The organism is Rhodopirellula maiorica SM1 (assembly GCF_000346295.1).
GTDB classification, from domain to species: Bacteria; Planctomycetota; Planctomycetia; order Pirellulales; family Pirellulaceae; genus Novipirellula; species Novipirellula maiorica.
On sequence record NZ_ANOG01000778.1, the window covers coordinates 1 to 19546 of the forward strand.

Sequence of the window (19546 nt, forward strand, 5' to 3'; positions counted from 1 at the left end):
CACGCATGTCAGCTTATGCATACCCCATCGATCGCATCGTTTCGTCGACTAGTTTCAGTTCATCGGTATTGTTGATCGAAAGCGATTCGCAAGGCTGCAGAACCGCAATCGCTTCGACAGGCCGCCCCGCTTCGCGAAGCAATTTGGCGGTGTCGGTCAGATAGTATTCGCCTTGCGCGTTTTCGTTACTCAGTTTTGACAACGCATCCAACAAGTCGGGCGTATTGAACAAATACGTACTCATGTTGACTTCGGTAATTTTTCGCTGCGTCTCGCTGGCGTCCTTGTGCTCGACAATGCCGATAAACTCGCCCGCCTCATCACGCACGATCCGTCCCAAGCCTTCGGGATTTTCTTTTTCGAGCGTTCCAAGCAACAATGCGGGCTTGGTTTGGCGAAAATGATCGAGACATTTTTTCAAGCTGGTCGATTGAATCAGTGGCGAATCGCCTGCGACGACAATCGTCGGCCCTGTCTGTTTTTCGAGTGCAGGGCGGCAAATTTGGACGGCATGTCCCGTGCCCAGCTGCTCATCTTGGTAGGCGAATTCGATCTTGCCACCGCGGCTAGCGAGCTCTTTCTTGACCGCGTCGGCCTCGTAGCCCACGACAATAATTTGTCGTTTAATGCCGGCCTTTTCGAGTGCATCGAGCACGAAGTGAATCATCGCGCGGCCGACCACCGGGCAAAGAACTTTTGGCAGGTCACTCTTCATTCGAGTTCCCTTGCCCGCAGCCAACACGATGGCACAAGGCTCATCAAAAGCGTCGTCCGCGTGAGCGTTTGTCGATTCAGACATGGGTAAATAGGAGTTTTTAGATGGGTTTTTAAGGAGATTTCGATAGCTGAAGCTACTGCCCCACCGCGGAGTCACGAAAATGCCAGATGGCTTTTCCGACCCGTCGCCGGCACACATGGTCGCAAGTCGTCGCGAATCAAACAAGCCGGTTGGGAAATGTTCGTGTTGAGAAATCTTCGTGCTCGATCCGGTGGCACGATGCCTAGTGTTTGGCCACGTTGCTGCGGTTTTTGTGAAGTTTCTGGTAAACTGATCGCGAAATGAACGAAAATCGAAATTCCAAACCGCTGTTGCTAATTGCAATCGTCGCCATCTTGGTGGTCTGTGCCGCCACCGGAATCGTGTTGCTGCAGGCAATCCAGCCGAATCATGATTCCTGGTTCCCAAAGTGCCAATTTTATCAGGTCACGGGGATTCATTGCCCTGGGTGCGGAGCGACACGAGCGGTTTTGGCTCTGCTGCGGGGCGACGTCCTGCTGGCGGTGCGAAACAATGCGTTGCTGATCCTGGGCGGTCCCTTGCTGGTGATCTATATCGTCCGGCAAAACCGACGCCCCAATTTCGATCCACGGTCCACTCTGCGGATCATGTCGATCATGATGACCGTGTTGGTCCTGTTTTTCATCGCCCGGAATATTCCCACACCTTCAACGAGCCCGTTCGCCCCCATCCCGACGGCAGAGCCCGTGCCGACATCCGAGCCACTGCCGACGGCAACACCCGGGGCGGAGTGAGCCAGCGACTGGAGTCGAGCATTCACTCACATGGTTACTGCGGTGACGGGGGAAAAACCGCGTCCCAAAATCGCTCGGCTTGGTGCAAAAGTGGAAACCGCCGCGTCACCGCTCGCAGACGGCTTCGTGTATAAAGAGAAACACGAAAAACGCACTTCACCGCTCACGATGATCATCCATGCCAGCGACCGCAACGGATCCACTGTTAAGCCCTGAGTTACTTGGGCGACTCGAACGTTTGGAACTTGTTTCCCGCAAAGTCTTTCGAGGACGCATGAAAGGCGAACGTCGCAGCCGACGTAAAGGAGAAAGCGTCGAGTTCGCCGATTTTCGCCACTACGTTGCCGGAGACGATTTGCGGCTGATCGATTGGAATCTGTACGCGCGATTGGACCAGTTGTTTTTAAAACTGTTTCTCGAGGAAGAAGACCTTCACTTTTTTTCGTTGATTGACGCCAGCGAATCGATGAACTTTGGCGACCCCACCAAACTTCGCGTCGCGAAACAGATGGCTGCGGCGCTCGGCTACGTCGGGTTGTGTCGCGCCGATCGCGTCAGTGTGTCGGTGTTGGGTCCCGAAGGCCGCCGCGCTCCCGTGCTTCGCGGCCGCGCCAGTTTATGGAAAATGCTGGCGTATCTCGATTCGGTGCAAAGTGGTCACAACGTATCGCTGCACGACGGCGTCAAAGAATTTGCGTTGCGGGCGACCGGAACCGGCGTCGCCGTGTTATTGACGGATTTGATGGACAAAGAGGGTTACGAATCGGCGCTGCGGATGTTGATCGGACGCCGGATGGACGTGTTCGTGATGCACATTCTGTCGCCCGAAGAAATCGATCCGCCACTGCGAGGCGACCGCAAACTAATCGACGTCGAAGACCGCGACGAAGCCGAGATCACGATCAATGCTCATGTGCTGAATAAATACAAAGAAACCGTGCAAGCGTTTATGAATTCCGCCAAACACTTTTGTTCAAAGCGATCGATCATCTACATTCCCGTTCGTACTGACACACCGGTCGAAACAATCGTGACTCGTTATTTGCGTGAACGAGGGGTGGTGCGATGAGTTGGATTTCAACGCTGACGCCACTGCACTGGGCGCTGTTTTCGCTGATCCCGATCGGCATCATCCTGCTGTATTTTTTGAAATTGCGGCGAGAACCGGTCGAGGTTCCCAGCACGTTTCTGTGGAAGAAAACGATCGAGGATCTACACGTCAACAGTTTGCTGCAACGACTTCGCCGTAGCATCCTGCTGTTTTTGCAACTATTGATCGTGGCGTTGGCGGCATTGGCCATGCTGCGTCCAGGCCTTCGCGGCGAAACATCCAGCCAAGGCCGTTTGGTGTTCTTGATTGACACGTCGGCCAGTATGCAGACGACCGACGTCGATGATGACGCTAACCGTTTCGAAAGGGCCAAGCGATTGGTGTCCGAGCGAATCGAGGCGATGTCCGACAGCGAAACGGCAATGCTGGTTTCGTTCAGCGATCGCGCCGAGGTATTACAATCGTTCACGTCGGACCGCAATCGATTGCGTGACGCACTGTCGCGTGCCGAGGTGACCAATCGCCCGACCGATGTGCTCGGCGCGCTCAAAGCGGCTGACGGATTAGCGAACCCACGACGAACCAGCCAAGCAGGTGATGTGAACGACGTGCAAGTTGCTGACGCATTGCCCGCGGATTTGTTGCTGTACAGCGACGGTGGATTTCAAACCGTGACCGAATTCGATCTGGGAAACTTGGCCCCGACCTACATCCCCATCGGCACGGACAACGTGACCAATTTGGCGATCACGGCGTTTTCTGCAGAACGAAACGTCGAAAAACCCGAGCAAGTTCAGATCTTTGCCACGGTTGTAAACTTGGGGACCGAACAAGCATCGGCGACGGCCACATTAACACTGGACGACGAACTGCTTGATGCATCGAGCGTCGACTTGCCGGTGGGCGAACAAGCCGGGCTGTCGTTCTCGATAGAAAGCGAAGAAGCGATCTCGCTGAAGTTGGCGTTGGACATTAACGACGACCTCGCGGTCGACAATGTCGCTTATGCCGCATTGACGCCAATGCGTAACGTGTCGGTATTGGTTATCACGCCAGGAAACTCGCCTCTTGAAATTGCACTGTCGACCTCCAAAGCTGGCAAAATCTGCCAATCCGAATTCGTGCCGCCTGAATACATGGCAACCGAATCCTACGAACAGCGAGCCGAATCGGGCAACGATGACTTAATCATCTACGACCGATGTTCGCCTGAGACGATGCCACGCACGAACACGTTTTTTATCGGCGCGTTGCCAAGCAACCAGGTGGCCAATACCGATGGCACCACCAGCGAGGCATGGAAATGGGGTAGTGAAATGTCCAGTGTCGCGCTGATCGACATGGACCGAACTCATCCCTTGATGCGGTATCTCGAATTGTTTTCGTTGCTGATCTTCCAAGGGCGATCCGTTGAGGGACCGGCGGGCAGCACCGAGTTGCTCGGTGCCGACATTGGCCCCATGCTGACAATCGCACCGCGTGATGGTTACCAAGATCTGGTGTTAGGATTTGAATTGATCAGCAGCGATGCCGACGGTGCGACGCAGACCAATACCAATTGGTACGCAGAACGATCGTGGCCTGTGTTTATTTTGAATGTGCTGCGTTATCTAGCGGGCGCAGCCGAAGTCAGCGGAGCCCCCTCGTACACGCCTGGTGACACGGTGCGGCTGCGAGTCGAAAGCGCAATCAGCAACGTCGACGTGCAGCGTTTGGGTGACAAACCGACATCGATTCCGGTCGGCCCATCGGGAGTAACCGAGATCGTCGAAACCGATTCGCCAGGCAATTACCGCGTGAAATCAGACGAACGCATCGTCGATATGTTTTCAATCAACCTGTTTAACCGCAGTGAGAGTACGATCACGGCAGCCGAAAGCATCGAGCTTGGCTACGAATCGGTCGAAGGCAAAGTCGGCGGAGTTGAGAAACGGCGAGAGTATTGGCGGTGGCTATTGGTCGGTGCGTTAGCAATCCTGGCGACCGAATGGTGGGTGTTCGGCCGCCGAGTCGGATAGTCGTTGCTCGCTCGGAACCTTCGATTTATAAGTTCGGAAAGTCTGGCTCCGGTTGCTTCTGCAAGCCGGAACCCAATGCCATCTAATTTGGTAGCCATTGGAGGATGGTCCAGTAGTGGGATTCGCCAGAATTCCCATCTTTGCTATTGAAACACCAGGAACTCTGGGGAGTCCCACTACGAAAGTAGATGGCATCGGGCGTGGGGCCGGTAGATGCGAATACATGCACGATTCCAAAGCCCGAAAGAGGCGACATGATCTTAAAATTGGCAAAATGATTCAAGCCAAAGCACCTCGAGCCTAGAAATTATTTTGCCAAACAAACATGCTGCCATCCCAAGGGACGTGAGTTGATGCCATTACCGTCCCCAAAGTTGCGCTGCGGTCACGTTCGGCTTGTTAGCCGCTTTGGCGCTAGCCACGGTTCTTTCGGTTGATTAGCCGTTTTGGCGTTAGCCGGCTGTTGCTACCTCGTCCGTCATTGGTGTATTCGACGGACTTGGAAGTCCATCGTACGACGAAATCAACAGCCTGCGAGCCACGGTTCTTTCAGTTGGTTAGCCGCTTCGGCCATGCGAGTAAAACCGAAACTCTCTGCGAGTTTCGCTACGAAAAAATGCTTCACAGCGTTGGACTAAGCGGCAACTGGGACTTCGCTTCTTCATACCTACTCAGTAACGATAGTCGGCGCCATCGCGACTACGCTGACAACTTGCTTCGATTTCCGCTAGCTTTTGACTGAGCGCGGACAAGCGTTCCGGGGACGTTGCTGCGAGATCGTTTTCTTCGTAGGGATCTTGGCTGAGATCGTACAAGCGAACCTTGCCGCCTTTCTTGGCTTCTTGCAGCAACTTCCAATTCCCTGAAATGATCGCCTTGCCATCAATCCCCCCTTGCAACCGGCGATAACCAAAGAACAGTTCTCGCTGCTGCGATTTCACCTGTCCCGTCAAAAGCGGCATCAGATTGATCCCGTCGATTGGCAGCGAGGATTTGATTGCCGACTCGACCTGACATGCATTTGCAATCGTTGGCAGAAAGTCAACGGTCGAACAACGCACATCGGTCGCCGTGCCGGCAGGGATCACGCCTGGCCATTCGGCACACGCCGGAACCAACAACCCGCCTTCGTACATCGTGTGTTTGTGTCCATGAAACGGGCCTGCCGAGGCCACTCCCTTTTTGGCCAAACCATCAGCGGGACCATTGTCGCTACAGAACAAAACCAGCGTCCGTTTTTCAATACCCAACTCACGCAGCTTGGCACGCAAGCGTCCAATCTGCTCGTCCATTGCCGTAATACAGCCGTAGTAATTTTGCCGCGAGCTACCAAATTTCTTGTAGCGTTTCTTGTATTCCTCGCCCGCAACCACCGGTTCGTGTGGGGCATGAAACCAAACGGTGGCTAGGAAGGGTTGGTCTTGAGTGGATTCGATAAACGGGATCACTCGGTCCATGATGATGCGGCTATCATCGCCCGTCATATTTTCAGCGACGTCGCTTCCGTTTTGGACGTAGGGCACTCCCCCTTTCCACGGTTTTCCTTCCTCGTTCCCCCAACGGCTCCACCCCTCCGGTGTTACTGTCGGATTCCAAGTCGGCACCGCGCTTGTGGTGGCAAAATAGTGATCATACCCGTGGTGTGACGGCGGCGAGTAAAATCCACGCGAACTGACGTCATCGGGTTTGACCCAGCCGATATGCCATTTCCCAAAAAAGCCGCTTCGATAGCCCTTCTTTTTCAGCAATTCCGGGATTGTCGTCTCGCCCACTCGCATCCCGCCGGTGTGTGCGGCGAGAATCCCAAAGCGAAAGGGATAGCGTCCCGTCAAGCAACTGCCGCGAGTAGGCGAGCACAGCGGCGCGGCGGCATAAAAACGGTCCATCCGCACGCCATCGGCTGCCATCGCATCAAGGTTCGGCGTATGAATGTCGTCGTTGCCGTTGAACCCAACATCCCCCCAACCTTGATCGTCGCTCATCAGCATGATCATGTTCGGTAATGTTGCCTCGTCGAACTGCCTTGCAGCATCGGCTTTTGCTTGGCTTGCCATGGCGAGGGACAACAGCCCCATCCATAGCAACACGACGCGATCGATTTGGCGCCAAGGTGTGTGATGGTTCATTGGATGACTTCACCTTCGGTTAATGTGTCGATCCATTGAGCGTGCGTGGCTTTGACCTCGTTTAATTCCGGCTGATTCGCCAGGTTGCTCCACTCGTTGGGATCTTTGCTGTGGTCATAAAGTTCTTCGGATCCGTCGCGATAGCGAATGTAACGCCATCTTTCCGATCGGACGGTGTGGTTGCCTGCGGTCGTTGACGTCAAAGCAGGTCGATTCCACGCGTCATCGGGGTTGATCAACAGTCGACGAAAACTTTGGCCTTGAAGTTGAGCGGGCGGCTCCAGCTGGCAAACGTCCGCGAGGGTTGGGAAGATATCGATCAATCCAACCGCACGGTCGCACGTGTTTCCATCGGCGGACACGCCAGGCACATGAACGGCTAGAAAGCTACGCGTCGACTCTTCCCATGGCATCCATTTTCGCCAGTGATGTTTTTCGCCGAGATGCCAGCCATGATCCGACCAAAGTACCACAATCGTGTTGTTGGCATAGCGGCTGCCGCGGAGATGTGTCAGAACCTGACCGATGCAATCGTCGGTCAACGCGACGCAAGCGTGATACGCATGCACCAATTCGCGTCGATAGGTTGGGCTATATTGGTCGACTGCGTCATCGGCGATCAAATCATCGCGGTCGAGCACCCATCGTCGTCCGATCTCGGGAACATCGTCTAAATCGTTTTCAAGGACCACGGGCATCGTCAGCTTTTCACGATCGAACTGATCGAAATAACGTTTCGGCGCGGTCATCGGGGTGTGAGGCTTGTAGAATCCGATCGCTAGAAAGAAGGGTTTCTCGTACTGTTGGTCCAATTGTGTCTTCGTCCAAGCTGCGATTTGTTCGTCGGGCATTTCGCCTGGCTCGACGTCAAGCGCCGCCCACGCCAATGTGTCCTTGGCCCGATCGCCAAATCGTTGGGCAAATTGCCGGCCATTGGGCGGCTCAGGTCCCCATCGCAGCGTCTTTGGCCCGACGGTATCCCAATAGGCTTTTTTGCCATGGTCATTATGATAGATTTTGCCCATGCACATCGTGCGGTAACCATTCTCGCGAAACCAAGCCGGCATTTGCTTTGCCGAACGATAAGCCTCTCCCGCACGCTTCAAACTGTTTCCATAAATCCCGGTCGTGGATGCATACATCCCGGTCAGCACCGAGGTACGTGAGGCGTTACAAAGGGCGACTTGGCAGTGAGCGTTTCGAAACAACACGCTGCGTTTAGCGAAGTCGTCCATATTGGGTGTTTGGGCGTCGGGATTTCCGCCCAGACATCCCACCCAATCATTCAGGTCGTCCACTGCGATGAACAAAACATTGGGTGGTTGATTGGCAGCGACCTCGGACTTCACCGCTTTCGATTCAGGTTCATCGGCTCGTACGCCAGCAGTGTTCCAACACGAAACGCCACCTGCCAAGACAAGAGTCACCCCTAGAAGGCGTGCCACAAAGAGTCGAGGTCGATCGTTTGCAACACGGTGAATTTCATCGTTGAAAAGTGTCATGGGTTCACATGGACAGGTGAAGCTTGGTGGAGAAAATGGAAGCGTCGGTGAGGATGTCGATCGATAGTATGAACGAAACATTTGACAAGTGCATCTACCACCATCTATTTTTCATAGCTCCGATTCTTTTCGGTTGCTTTGCGATGGACAGTGGCCCACCTCTTTTGCGCCCGCATATTTCATTTTGAATATACAATGTTGGAATCACTTCAATGACAACACAACGTCCACAGCAGATTTATAAGCTGTTAGTTAGGAATCATAGGGTGAAATCCCGTTAGCCGCTTGGGCCAACGCTGTGAAGTATTTTTTTGTAGCGAAACTCGCAGAGCGTTTTGGTTTACTCGCGTGGCCGAAAGTCTATGCGACTTTCGCTACAATTACTTGCGTTCTTAATAGGTAAAATGCTTCGCAGCGTTGCGTTTGGGCGCTACCAGGCTGTTGTTTAGTCGTACGATGGACTTCCTAGTACGTCGAATACGCTAATGACGGACGAGGTAGCCCATCAGCCATCCCTTGCCATAGAAAACTTCATTAAATCAACAGCCCGCCAGCGGCTATTCTATTGAAAGATCTCCTTCGTCGTTGGCCCCGTCGGCTGTTGGTTTCATTTCATTTTCGAGGTCAATCGTTTTCTGATGATTCCATTCCGAACTGTTTTCGTAGCCACTTCGTTGGTGTTAATGTCGCCGCTGCTTTCGGGTGAGCAAACGATCATCGTCAAAGCGAAAGCGAAACCACAGCACCGTTGGAAAGATCGTCCCACGCGGACGATCGATACGCTGGAAAACTACCAAGCTTCTGCGCCCGAACTCAACAAGTACGGCAGCCGCATGGACCAGCGAGAGCCGAGCACTGGTTTCTTCTATACGCTGCAAAAGGATGGGCGTTGGTGGATCGTCGATCCCGATGGGTATCGTCACATTAACCGCGGGGTCGTCTCGGTGGGCATCGGAACCGGCCCAGCTCAGCGGAAAGCCTTTGCAGACAAATTCCAAAGTAAAGCCGATTGGGCGAAGCAGACGGTGACGCTACTGCGGGAACACGGCTTTACTGGCACCGGAGCTTGGACGAACGATGAATTGATTCAAGACCACAGTGATAGTTTTTCGTACTGCGTCAACTGGAACTTCATGACCACGTTTAGCAAAGGGCGAACTCGTCGTGGTTCCGGGCATGCTAAATATCCAGAAGACTGTATCCTCGTCTTTCATCCCGGATGGGAAGATTTTTGCAGCAAACATGCGTGCGAGCGAATCGCTAGGTACAAAGAGGATCCGAATCTGCTCGGCCATTTCTTCGATAACGAGCTACCGTTAAAACCGGATATGATCGATCGCTATCTGCGTCTGGATCCGGACGACCCTGGATACCTGGCCGCAGTTTCCTTCTTGAAAGAACAACATGGCCCCGATGCTACCGCAAAAGATTTGACGGCCTCGGATCGCGATGAATTCGATGAACGGGTCATGGAAAAGTATGTCGGCACGGTGGCCAGAGCGATCAAGCGTGTCGATCCCAACCACATGCTACTCGGACCAAGACTGTATTCAAGAAACGCGTCACTCGACGTCGTCGGCAAGTATGTGGATGCGTTCTGTTACAACCTCTATGGGCAATGGTCACCCGCGGGCAAAGCCAGTGCGATTGCCGCAGAGGTGGGAAAGCCGTTAATCGTCACTGAATACTATGCCAAAGGAATGGATGCGGCTGGTCTAAGCAACGAAAGCGGTGCAGGATGGTGCGTGCCCACACAAGCCGACCGGGGGTTGTTTTATCAAAACTTTTGTCTCGATTTAATGGAATCAAAAATTTGTGTCGGATGGCATTGGTTTAAGTACCAAGACAACGATCCCACCGACACCACCAAAGATCCGTCGAACCTGAATTCGAACAAAGGAATCCTCGACAGTCACTATCAGACTTATTCGCCGCTATTGGATCGGATGCAGGAATTGAACCGCGAAGTATACGGGGTGATTGATCATTTCGATCAGCGATCGACGCCTTTGCAGAGCAGCGAGTAGTCGCTGCTGCGCGCGGCGGGATGCACGCGGCGGGCGGTGGACGCCGGGCTCGGACTTTGCAAATGCTTCTGCTACAATACAAAACGTCATTAGTGGTCGTTTCTCAATCGAGTGAACCTCATCCATGCTCGCAGCAATGCCTATTCGCATCCCCCTGTTAACCATTGTCGTTTTGTCGCTTTCGGCCGTGACCGACGGACAAGAACGAAGGGCACCGAAACCGACGTTTAGCGAAGGTGATACTCGCGGCGTTTTCTTTGATTCGCTTGACGAAGCGTTCCGCGACAACCGCCCGACGCTGGCGACGATTCGCAAAGCATCCTCTGCTGCCGCGATGGCCGCTGTGGCGTCAACCGATGCGGATGCGAATCAGGAGAGCTCCGGTGGCGATGGAGACTGGGCCAAGCTGATCGCTCCGACGTCGTTAGAGGATGAAATCAAACGACTCAAGCTTCACTATGACGAAGTCGTTTCCACCCCAGGATCGTTCAAAGGAGGCGGTTACCAAGACGCCCGATTGGATCTTTCGGTGTTGGCAACGTTGTTCGCAATCATCAACGAGTACTCCGGCGACGTACGTTGGAAAGACCAAGCGGCGGCGGCTCGTGACTTGATTGCTCGAACCGCGTTCAATTGCAAAGCCGGCTCGGCTCAAGTCTATAACGAAGCAAAATTGCGAAAGGCTGACTTGCAAGACCTAGTCGCCGGTAGCGGATTGGCCAATCGCGACGCCGAGCCCGAAAACGACTGGTCAATGATTGTCGATCGATCGCCGTTGATGGAGTACGCGGAACTGCTGAAGGACCAACTGAAACAGGCGAGTCGCGACAAGAAATCAACCGAAGAAAACGCCGAGGCAATCCGACGCGACGCACAACTGCTGGCGATGGTTGGGAAAGTCTTGACACTCGAAGGATTGGATGACGCCGAGGACGACGAATACGCGATGCTCAGCAACAACATGTCCAAGGCAGCCACAGCGGTCGCGACTGCAATGGAATCCAAGACCTACGAGATCGGACCACTGGTTGGTGCCGTCACCCAAAGCTGTGACGCGTGCCACGAACAATATCGGTAAGACGCCCACGTTCAATGCAAATTCGGATTGGCGGATTCGCATTGTGGATGCCACTGGATTTTCGATTTGCATTTTAATCCGGCTTGCGTTGACAGCCCCGTTTTGTAGACATCATGACCGACTCGTCCTCTTAGCCAAATCATCAAGCGAGTCGGGCTGAAGAAAAAACGTCTGGACAATCTTCGAACGACGACACGACCAAGACATCCACTTCTTCCACTGGTGGCGATCCTTCTGAAACAGGTCTATCGAGCAACCTGGAACCCGTCGCAGACGATGGGGGAGTGCTCAATGATGCGGTTCCCAGGATCCCCCGATACAATTTGCTGCGGGAAATTGGACGAGGCGGCTACGGCGTCGTCTATCTTGCGTTCGACAAACTGTTAAATCGCGAGGTGGCAATCAAGGTTGCTCGTGCCGAGGTTGTCCGTGATGCGGCGGGCGTCGCACGATTCGAAAAAGAGGCACGCAACACTGATTCAAATGAATGAACTCCACTCGCACTATTGACGACGTACGTCAATAGTGACGTATGTCCTAGTTGACGTACAAAAACACTCACTTGATTTCTTTGTCAGCGACGGGTTTGCAGAGGTAGGCTTTTTCGGCGGCGGTTCGTCCGCATTTCTTGCACACATATTTCGCCGAATGCGCTTCGGCCAGCAGCAGGGGCAGCAAATCCTCGATTTCGCTACGATCCCATTTACAGATCGCTTTCTTCTTTTTGGGCTTCATTGCGGTCAATCCTGGTGAGTGACGTCGGTCCGTAACCGACCTATTGTAATCTCTCCCACCTCCGCCCGAACGGATTATTCGATGCGGTCAAGCTCGCGATGATTGGCCATTCAGGTTGCGGCGGGCCCTGCGCCGCGAATCGCTTCGCTTGCACCTGATTCGAACTTTTTGAAGTTGTCGTGGAACAAGTCGGCCAAACGTCGCGCACTGCTCTGATACGCATCGGCATCGGCCCAGGCGTCCGCCGGCCACAGCACTTCGCTCGGTAATTCGCCGCATGTTTCGGGAACTTCGAAACGGAACACTGGATCGGTGCGTGTGGGTGCGTTCGCGAGCGTCCCGTCATGAATCGCGTCGATGATCCCACGCGTATGCTTGATGCTCATCCGTTTGCCTACGCCGTAGGGACCGCCACCCCATCCGGTGTTGACCAACCAAACGTTGCTGCCGTGTTGACGAATGCGGTCCGCGAGCAACTCGGCATATTTCGCCGGATGCCACACCAAGAACGCCGCTCCGAAACAAGCACTGAAGGTCGCGGTCGGTTCATTGACGTTCATTTCGGTGCCGGCCACTTTCGCAGTGTACCCGCTGATGAAATGATACATCGCTTGTTCAGGCGTTAATTTCGCCACCGGTGGCAGCACACCAAAGGCATCGCACGTCAAAAAGATAATGTTCTCGGGATGGCCCCCGACGCAAGGAATCTTTGCGTTTTCGATATAGTCGATCGGGTAAGCGACGCGAGTATTTTCGGTAATCGAGGCATCGTCGTAATTGACCACATGCGTGGTTTCGTCGAACACGACGTTCTCAAGCACACTGCCGTAACGGATCGCTTGATAGATTTCCGGTTCGCTCTCTTCGCTCAAATGGATGACTTTCGCATAGCAGCCACCTTCGATATTGAATACCCCCGTACTGGTCCAACAATGCTCGTCGTCGCCGATCAGCCGTCGGTGGGGATCGGTCGACAGCGTCGTCTTGCCGGTGCCGGAAAGCCCAAAGAATAGCGACACGCTGCCTTCGGCCGATTCGTTCGCACTGCAGTGCATGCTGAGCACGTCTTTCTTGGGCATCAAATAGTTCATCACGGTGAACACGCCCTTTTTCATTTCGCCCGCGTACTGGGTACCCAGAATCACGAACTCACCGTGTTTGAACGACAAGTCAACACTCGTCGTGCTGGTCATTTGCGCGGTGTAGGGGTTGGCGGGGAACGAACCGGCATTAAAAATGGTGATGTCGGGTTCGCCAAACGTTTGCAGTTGTTCGGCGGTGGGGCGGATCAGCATGTTATGCATAAACAGGGCATGGTACGCACTTTCGGCAATCACGCGAATCTTTAATTGGTGGTCCGGGTCCCAGCCTGCGAATCCATCAAATACGAAGATTCGCGAGCGTGTATTCAGGTAGTCGATTGCCCGTTGCCGATTGATCGCAAACGAGCGGTCGGTTAACCGGATATTGACATCGCCCCACCATATATCGTCAGTGCTTTCGGGTTCGTCGACGATTCGTTTGTCTTTGGGACTCCGCCCGGTCTTGTCACCGCTACGAGTCGCGAGGGCTCCGGAGGCGGAAATCGCGGCGTGTTCATCGATAATTGCGTATTCGTACAATCGAGCTGGCGTCGCGTTGCGAATCACGTCCGAAACATGGATTCCGTACTCTTGCAAATCGATTGGATTAACACTCATCAGTAGCTCTCGCAAATACAGGGTAATCGTCAGGCAACATCGTACGGGGTACGCGAGCATTCGCCAACTCGGTACAAACTTGACGGCTGGAAACACGCACATAGCGATGAATAAGGGCGATTCGTTTGCAACAGCATGCCGTGTCGTTTCAAGGATCCCAATCGAACGATCGCGGTCCGCTCGCACTTCCTACGGAAAAACATTTTGAGCACGGATTTCATCTCAGTTCGCGGTTGTCGCGTTCACAACTTACAAAACGTCGACGTCGATATTCCTCGCGGGAAACTGGTCGCGTTTTGTGGCGTATCGGGCAGCGGTAAAACCTCGTTGGCCATCGACACGTTGTATGCCGAGGGACAACGCTGCTATATCGAAAGCTTCTCGGCGTACACTCGCCAATTTTTGGCTCGCTTGGACAAGCCCGATTGCGACTCGATTGACGGAATCCCTCCGGCGATTGCGGTCACCCGCGCTGGCGGATCGAAAACCAATCGCAGCACCGTCGGAACGACGACCGAGATCGCGGACCACTTGCGACTGCTGTTTGCCAAAGCGGCAACGCTGATCTGTCACAACTGTGGCAATCCCGTTCGCAGCGATGATCCGGCCGTGGTTGCCGAAGAGATGCTGCAATCGGCTGATCGTTCGCGGGCAATGATCACGTTTCCCGTTTGGCTGCCCGACCGCCAAGCCGCCAGCGAAATTTTGCACGGGTTACAACAAGACGGTTACTTGCGATTGGTTGTCGGCGAGCAAACGTTCCATCTTTCGGATTCCGACCGATTGGCACTCGCCAAAAAGGTTGGCAAAAAAGGCATTGAGTGCTTTGTGATCGTCGACCGCGTTTCGGCCGATACTGAATTGACGCGATTGACCGAGTCGCTGGAAAACGCGATGGGCGAAGGACATGGACGTGCGGTCATCTTTTCCGAAGCCAGTGAAGCCTCGACACCCGATATCAATGCGTCCGCGAACGTCGTCGAAATTGACTCGCGATCTTGGTTGCGGCGAACGATCAGCCGGGATCGACGCTGTGATGCATGTGATATCGATTATCCCGATCCGGTACCGCGGTTGTTCAATTTCAACAATCCGTTGGGCGCGTGCCCGACTTGCGAAGGGTTTGGCGACGTCGTCGATGTCGATATGGACTTGGTCGTGCCTGACAAGTCGCTGTCGCTTGCCGAAGGAGCGATCGCGCCCTGGAATACGCCGTCCTACAACCATGAATTAACAGAACTGCTGGAACTCGCCCCGGATTACGACATCCCGGTTGACGTGCCGTTTTCGAAGCTAAAGAAAAAGCATCTGAAATGGATCATCGGTGGCGTTCCCGATCGCAACTTTGGCGGACTCGATGGATTTTTTGCCTGGTTGGACCGCAAGAAATACAAGATGCACGTTCGCATTTTTGCATCACGGTATCGCAGCTACCATCTCTGCCCCACTTGTGACGGAAAACGTTTTAATCCGCTCGCATTGTCCTATTATGTCGGTGACAAGAACGTCGCCGACGTGTTGTCGATGCAGGCGGACGAAGCGGATGCGTTCTTCGCGAGTGTAAAGCTAGAAAAACGCGAAGCCAAAATCGCGGCCGAACCGTTGTCGCAAATCCGCGATCGCATCGGTTACCTGCAAACTGTCGGGCTTGGTTATCTGCAACTCGACCGTACTCTGCGAACGCTTTCGGGTGGCGAGACGCAGCGAGTTGCGTTGACCGCGGCGCTGGGCAGCAGTCTGGTCAACATGCTGTATGTGCTGGACGAACCAACTGCGGGACTGCACCCGGCGGATGTGGATACACTGGTCGGCGCGATTCTGGGATTGCGTGATCGCGGCAACACCGTGATCGTGGTCGAACATGACGAGACGATGATCCGCACGGCCGACGAAGTGCTCGAAATTGGACCGACTGCCGGTAAGTCCGGCGGCAAAGTGATGTTTCAAGGAAGCACGAAAAAGCTATTGGCGGCGAAGGACAGCTTGACGGGGCAATTTTTGACGGGCGAGCGTGGATGGACATTGCGAGACCGCGAAGTTCGCGCGCCACGAGGTACCATTTCGCTGAAGGGAGCAAGCGGCCATAACCTGCAAAATGTCGATGTCGATTTTCCACTCGGCGTGTTGTGTTTGGTGACCGGTGTTTCGGGCAGCGGCAAAAGTTCGCTGGTTCAAGACACGCTCTACGGTGCGATCCGGACTCGCAAAGCATCTGATTCGACACCGGCATTACCGTTTCAATCGATCACAGGGCTTGGCCAGATTGATGAGTGCATGCTGATTGACCAATCTCCGATCAGCAAAAGTGCTCGTAGCTGCCCGGTGACCTACGTCAAAGCGTTTGATGCGATCCGCAAAGTTTTTGCCGACACCGTCGACGCACGGACGCGAAATCTAGTCGCGGGTCACTTTAGTTTTAATAGTGACAAAGGGCAGTGTCCGGAATGCGAAGGTGCCGGCGTGCTGCAAATCGACATGCAGTTTTTGGCGGACGTGACGATGCGGTGTCCTAGCTGTCAAGGATCACGGTATCGCGACGACATTTTGAAAGTTCGCTATCGCGATCGCACGATCGCCGACGTGTTAGAGATGAGTGTGCGTGAAGCGGTCTCGTTCTTCCGTGGCGAAGCAAAGGCGCAGACGCGACTGCAACGTTTGATCGACGTCGGACTGGACTACATCAAACTCGGTCAACCCGGGCCGACGCTCTCCAGTGGCGAAGGCCAGCGATTAAAACTGGCCGCGTTTCTTGCTTCGGCCTCACGTCGACGAACGCTGTTCATCTTGGACGAACCGACAACCGGCTTACACTTTGCCGACATTGTACGGCTGGTCGATTGCTTTGACGCCTTGATCGCCGACGGTCATTCGTTGGTCGTCGTCGAGCACAACGCGATGTTGATGCAAGCGGCGGACTACATCATCGACCTCGGCCCCGGCGCCGCCAGCGCCGGCGGACGCGTCGTGGCAACGGGAACGCCGGCGGAGATTATCAAAAGCAAAGACAGCGTGACGGGCGGCGTATTAAAGGCCGCCCGTCGGGCATCGTCATAGTCGCTTTTCGCTCCGCGAAAATAGCGTGCAGCGATTATGAACCCTCAGGCGAATGCCATCGACGTTCGTAGTGGGACTCGCCAGAGTTCCTGGTGCTTGCGGCGCAAATGCGGGAATTCTGGCGAATTCCACTACGCGAACATCGGTCCGGCAGACACGGGAATTCTGGCGAGTTCCACTACGTGCACATCGGTCCGGACGTTTTACGACGCGGCTGCGGCGGCGGCGATCTCTTTGGCCGAACGCCGAGTTCGACGCCGCGGTTTGGCGCTGGCCCATTCTTTGGTCATCGCCTCGAAGACGTCAGGCGTCTCGTAGCGCACGATCGTTTTGCCTTCGGGCATCGGACCAATCAGCCCGCGAAAGACCGGCATCCCGCGCAATTCCAAATCGGTACTGCAATCATCCGTTCCGATTTGAACGTGCATCTTTAGAAGCGGATCACTCGTTGGATAATCATGGATCAACAACGAACCGTCGCGACCGCGTGCTACGACGCGGAAAGTGTCTTTTTTGGCCATGGTGCCTCCGGGAAGGGTTGGATGCTTGGCGCATTGGAATGGGAGATACAAAACCGCTTGGCCATAGGAACGCCGACGCGGACCAAGAAACACGCTGCGATAAAGGGAGGGCACCGCAATCGTGTTTCACTTCAGGACTGGTACGCGTCGGCGTTCATTGTCTCGCCGACATTTTTTTCGCTGTCTAAAACAACGAACCGAGGAGGGTGGTCTCGGGATGCTGCAAGAAGACCCGAGGAGGTCTGCCGTGCTAGTTGTATTCATCGTCGCGTGACGCGAGAAAGTCGAAGAAAGAATGTGGCGTCCGCGTACCAGGACAAACGCGTGCAACTTGCACAACGTGCTCTAGACGTTGCCACTGCACCAAGACGGCATGAACCCAACAACCGTGCATCGCCGTCAGTCAATCTTTGATCGTTTGCAAGAAATCGCTTGACTGGGAGAGAAGCCCGAGGAAGGCCGAGCGAGGGACGGACGGAGCGAGGGACCACACAGGCTGGAAGCCTATGCTACGTGTTAGGGAATCACTTCGGTTTGCACGCTGTCGACGCCGCCGGGGCCGCGCCGGCTCACCGATTCCACATTCAACTCGAACGTTTGCGGTTGATTGCTACTCATGACGATATCGTACTCGACCGTTTCGTTAGGACGCATCGACCGGATATCGGCCAAGTAGATCGCTCCGGCTTTGACATCGAATTCACCTCCGGTCGGACTTCGACGCTGTGTAATCCGTTCGACCGCCACACCTGGCGGCAAATTGAACCGCACACTGACTTCGCCGTCGACTTGATCCGAATCGTTCGTGACACGCAACGTGTAACGAATCGGCTGACCGACACGGACCGGATTATCACGACCGAAGATCTCGACTTGAACTCGATCCGATTTCGCTGGCCCTGAGGGTAATGCCGGAGCCACAGGCCCCGTATCAGGCGTTGCCGGCAATTCGCCTGGACCACCTGGGATCCGTGGCGGCGTCGTTGCGGGTGGCAATAACGGTGGCGCGGTTCCTGTGGGTGGCGACGCCGGAGGTGCCCCCGCGACGATTGAGAAAACATGTTCGCCATTGGCGGATGTTCCGTCGCGAGCCACCGCTTGAACGCGTGCGAGAGATTGTGGGTTGGTCGCCATCGCACGGAATTGGCCTTCCAATGGTACACGTTGACCCGGATTCACAACGGGGATTTCCCATTGAACGAGGTTTTCGGCCGGCCGCGGCTGCGAAGCTCCTTCGGTGGCCTGTAGCAACTGTAACTGTGGATCGTACTGCAACATCACCTGGATATCACGAATCGGCGTTTGACCCGAATTGTTAACGTAGGTGCGAATCACAAACTCGTCACCGGTCGCAACCCGATCGCGACTTTCAATCGAAAGCGTCAACGCGGGGGCGTCGGGAATCGGATTGATTACGGTCACGCAAGCTTCGCTGACGGCACGTTGTCCGCCGTCGGCAGTGGCTTCAAAATTGACGCATCGTCGTCCTGACGCGGTCGGGATGAATGTAATGGTCGTAGGCCATGTCTCGCCGGGTTGCAATGGTCCGTCGGTCAACGCGTTGCCGAGTTCACGAGTGTTTCGCTCGGGATGCAGCATGTTCGGATCCCCAAACGCCTTCAAGTTGACATTGGTCAATGGACGATCGCCGGTGTTTTTCACATCAATATTAAACGTGACTTCTTCACCCGCCTCGTAGCGATCCTTCTCGGCTTGCGCGGTTAGCGAAAGCGAAGGCCGGAACACATCGACGCGAACGGTGTCTTCTGAAAACAGTCCTCCGTCGCCACGTGCTTGGATGGTCAGCTGAACAGGCGACTGCGACGTCACGTTCATAAACAAATCCAATTCGGTCATGGCGGGGATCGTACCGATTTCCCAAAGCACACCATTGGGCAAGACTTGGGCGAATGAGTCCGCGCTGACGGCGCGAGTCCCCGGAGGGAACTCGACCGAAACGCGGACATTATTCACAGGCTGGTCGCCTGGGTTGGAGACGTTCGCGACGACTTCGTAAGGAACGTCAAAACTGGCCAGCGATGGAGCGCCCGCCTGGACAGCCAACTGGGGTGAACTCCAGGTGACAAAGGTTTGTCCGCGGCCGAGCGTCATCGTCGGCATATTATCCGAATCGCCACCCGGTCGAATGACTTGCATATCGACCGTGACAGTGCCGCTGGTACCCGCAACCGGCAGTAACT

Annotated in this window: 13 protein-coding genes and 1 pseudogene; 7 read left to right on the forward strand and 7 right to left on the reverse strand. The window is 54.7% G+C overall.

Annotation, left to right across the window (positions count from 1 at the left end):
* Positions 1-13: 13 nt before the first annotated feature.
* Positions 14-799, reverse strand: a complete 786-nt coding sequence (locus tag RMSM_RS25290; protein ID WP_008703287.1) for a sugar phosphate nucleotidyltransferase — start codon at positions 797-799, stop codon at positions 14-16.
* Between the two features lie 260 nt (positions 800-1059).
* Between RMSM_RS25290 and RMSM_RS37340 the strand changes: the two genes are divergently transcribed.
* The 3 genes from RMSM_RS37340 to RMSM_RS25305 all read left to right on the forward strand — a co-directional run bounded on the left by RMSM_RS37340 (position 1060) and on the right by RMSM_RS25305 (position 4602).
* The gene (locus RMSM_RS37340) at positions 1060-1533 is read left to right on the forward strand and encodes a DUF2752 domain-containing protein (RefSeq protein ID WP_008703289.1); all 474 of its coding nucleotides are present in this window, start codon (positions 1060-1062) and stop codon (positions 1531-1533) included.
* Between the two features lie 178 nt (positions 1534-1711).
* Positions 1712-2602, forward strand: a complete 891-nt coding sequence (locus RMSM_RS25300; RefSeq protein WP_040769351.1) for a DUF58 domain-containing protein — start codon at positions 1712-1714, stop codon at positions 2600-2602.
* The gene (locus RMSM_RS25305) at positions 2599-4602 is read left to right on the forward strand and encodes a vWA domain-containing protein (RefSeq protein ID WP_008703295.1); all 2004 of its coding nucleotides are present in this window, start codon (positions 2599-2601) and stop codon (positions 4600-4602) included. The genes RMSM_RS25300 and RMSM_RS25305 overlap by 4 nt, the downstream gene beginning before the upstream one ends.
* Before the next feature lie 671 nt (positions 4603-5273).
* Here the strand turns inward: RMSM_RS25305 and RMSM_RS25310 are convergent.
* On the reverse strand, positions 5274-6728 hold the full coding sequence (locus tag RMSM_RS25310) for a sulfatase-like hydrolase/transferase (RefSeq protein ID WP_008703298.1): 1455 nt from the start codon (positions 6726-6728) through the stop codon (positions 5274-5276).
* Positions 6725-8230 (reverse strand): sulfatase, encoded by a 1506-nt coding sequence (locus RMSM_RS25315; RefSeq protein WP_008703299.1) that lies wholly within the window; start codon positions 8228-8230, stop codon positions 6725-6727. The genes RMSM_RS25310 and RMSM_RS25315 overlap by 4 nt, the downstream gene beginning before the upstream one ends.
* A gap of 638 nt (positions 8231-8868) precedes the next feature.
* Here RMSM_RS25315 and RMSM_RS25320 point away from each other — a divergent pair.
* The 3 genes from RMSM_RS25320 (at position 8869) to RMSM_RS41300 (ending at position 11826) form a co-directional block, all read left to right on the forward strand.
* Complete coding sequence (locus tag RMSM_RS25320; RefSeq protein ID WP_063870261.1) at positions 8869-10257, forward strand: hypothetical protein; 1389 nt, start codon at positions 8869-8871, stop codon at positions 10255-10257.
* Between the two features lie 136 nt (positions 10258-10393).
* On the forward strand, positions 10394-11335 hold the full coding sequence (locus tag RMSM_RS25325; RefSeq protein WP_236622298.1) for a cytochrome c: 942 nt from the start codon (positions 10394-10396) through the stop codon (positions 11333-11335).
* A 323-nt stretch (positions 11336-11658) separates the two neighbouring features.
* Positions 11659-11826, forward strand: coding sequence for a hypothetical protein (locus tag RMSM_RS41300; protein WP_160168373.1), 168 nt, complete (start codon positions 11659-11661; stop codon positions 11824-11826).
* A gap of 67 nt (positions 11827-11893) precedes the next feature.
* Here RMSM_RS41300 and RMSM_RS41895 read toward each other — a convergent pair whose 3' ends face one another.
* Together RMSM_RS41895 and pckA are read right to left on the reverse strand one after the other, a co-directional pair.
* Positions 11894-12070, reverse strand: a complete 177-nt coding sequence (locus RMSM_RS41895) for a hypothetical protein (protein WP_008703309.1) — start codon at positions 12068-12070, stop codon at positions 11894-11896.
* Between the two features lie 110 nt (positions 12071-12180).
* Positions 12181-13770, reverse strand: coding sequence for a phosphoenolpyruvate carboxykinase (ATP) (gene pckA / locus RMSM_RS25335; RefSeq protein WP_008703311.1), 1590 nt, complete (start codon positions 13768-13770; stop codon positions 12181-12183).
* Between the two features lie 135 nt (positions 13771-13905).
* Between pckA and uvrA the strand changes: the two genes are divergently transcribed.
* Positions 13906-16824, forward strand: a complete 2919-nt coding sequence (uvrA, locus tag RMSM_RS25340; protein ID WP_008703312.1) for an excinuclease ABC subunit UvrA — start codon at positions 13906-13908, stop codon at positions 16822-16824.
* A gap of 203 nt (positions 16825-17027) precedes the next feature.
* Here the strand turns inward: uvrA and RMSM_RS25345 are convergent, their stop codons facing one another.
* Together RMSM_RS25345 and RMSM_RS25350 are read right to left on the reverse strand one after the other, a co-directional pair.
* Positions 17028-17345 carry a hypothetical protein gene (locus RMSM_RS25345; RefSeq protein ID WP_008703314.1) on the reverse strand — a complete coding sequence of 106 codons (318 nt, stop codon included), beginning with the start codon at positions 17343-17345 and terminating at the stop codon, positions 17028-17030.
* Positions 17346-17861: 516 nt separating this feature from the next.
* A pseudogene (locus RMSM_RS25350) lies at positions 17862-19546 on the reverse strand (DUF11 domain-containing protein); the annotation flags it as partial.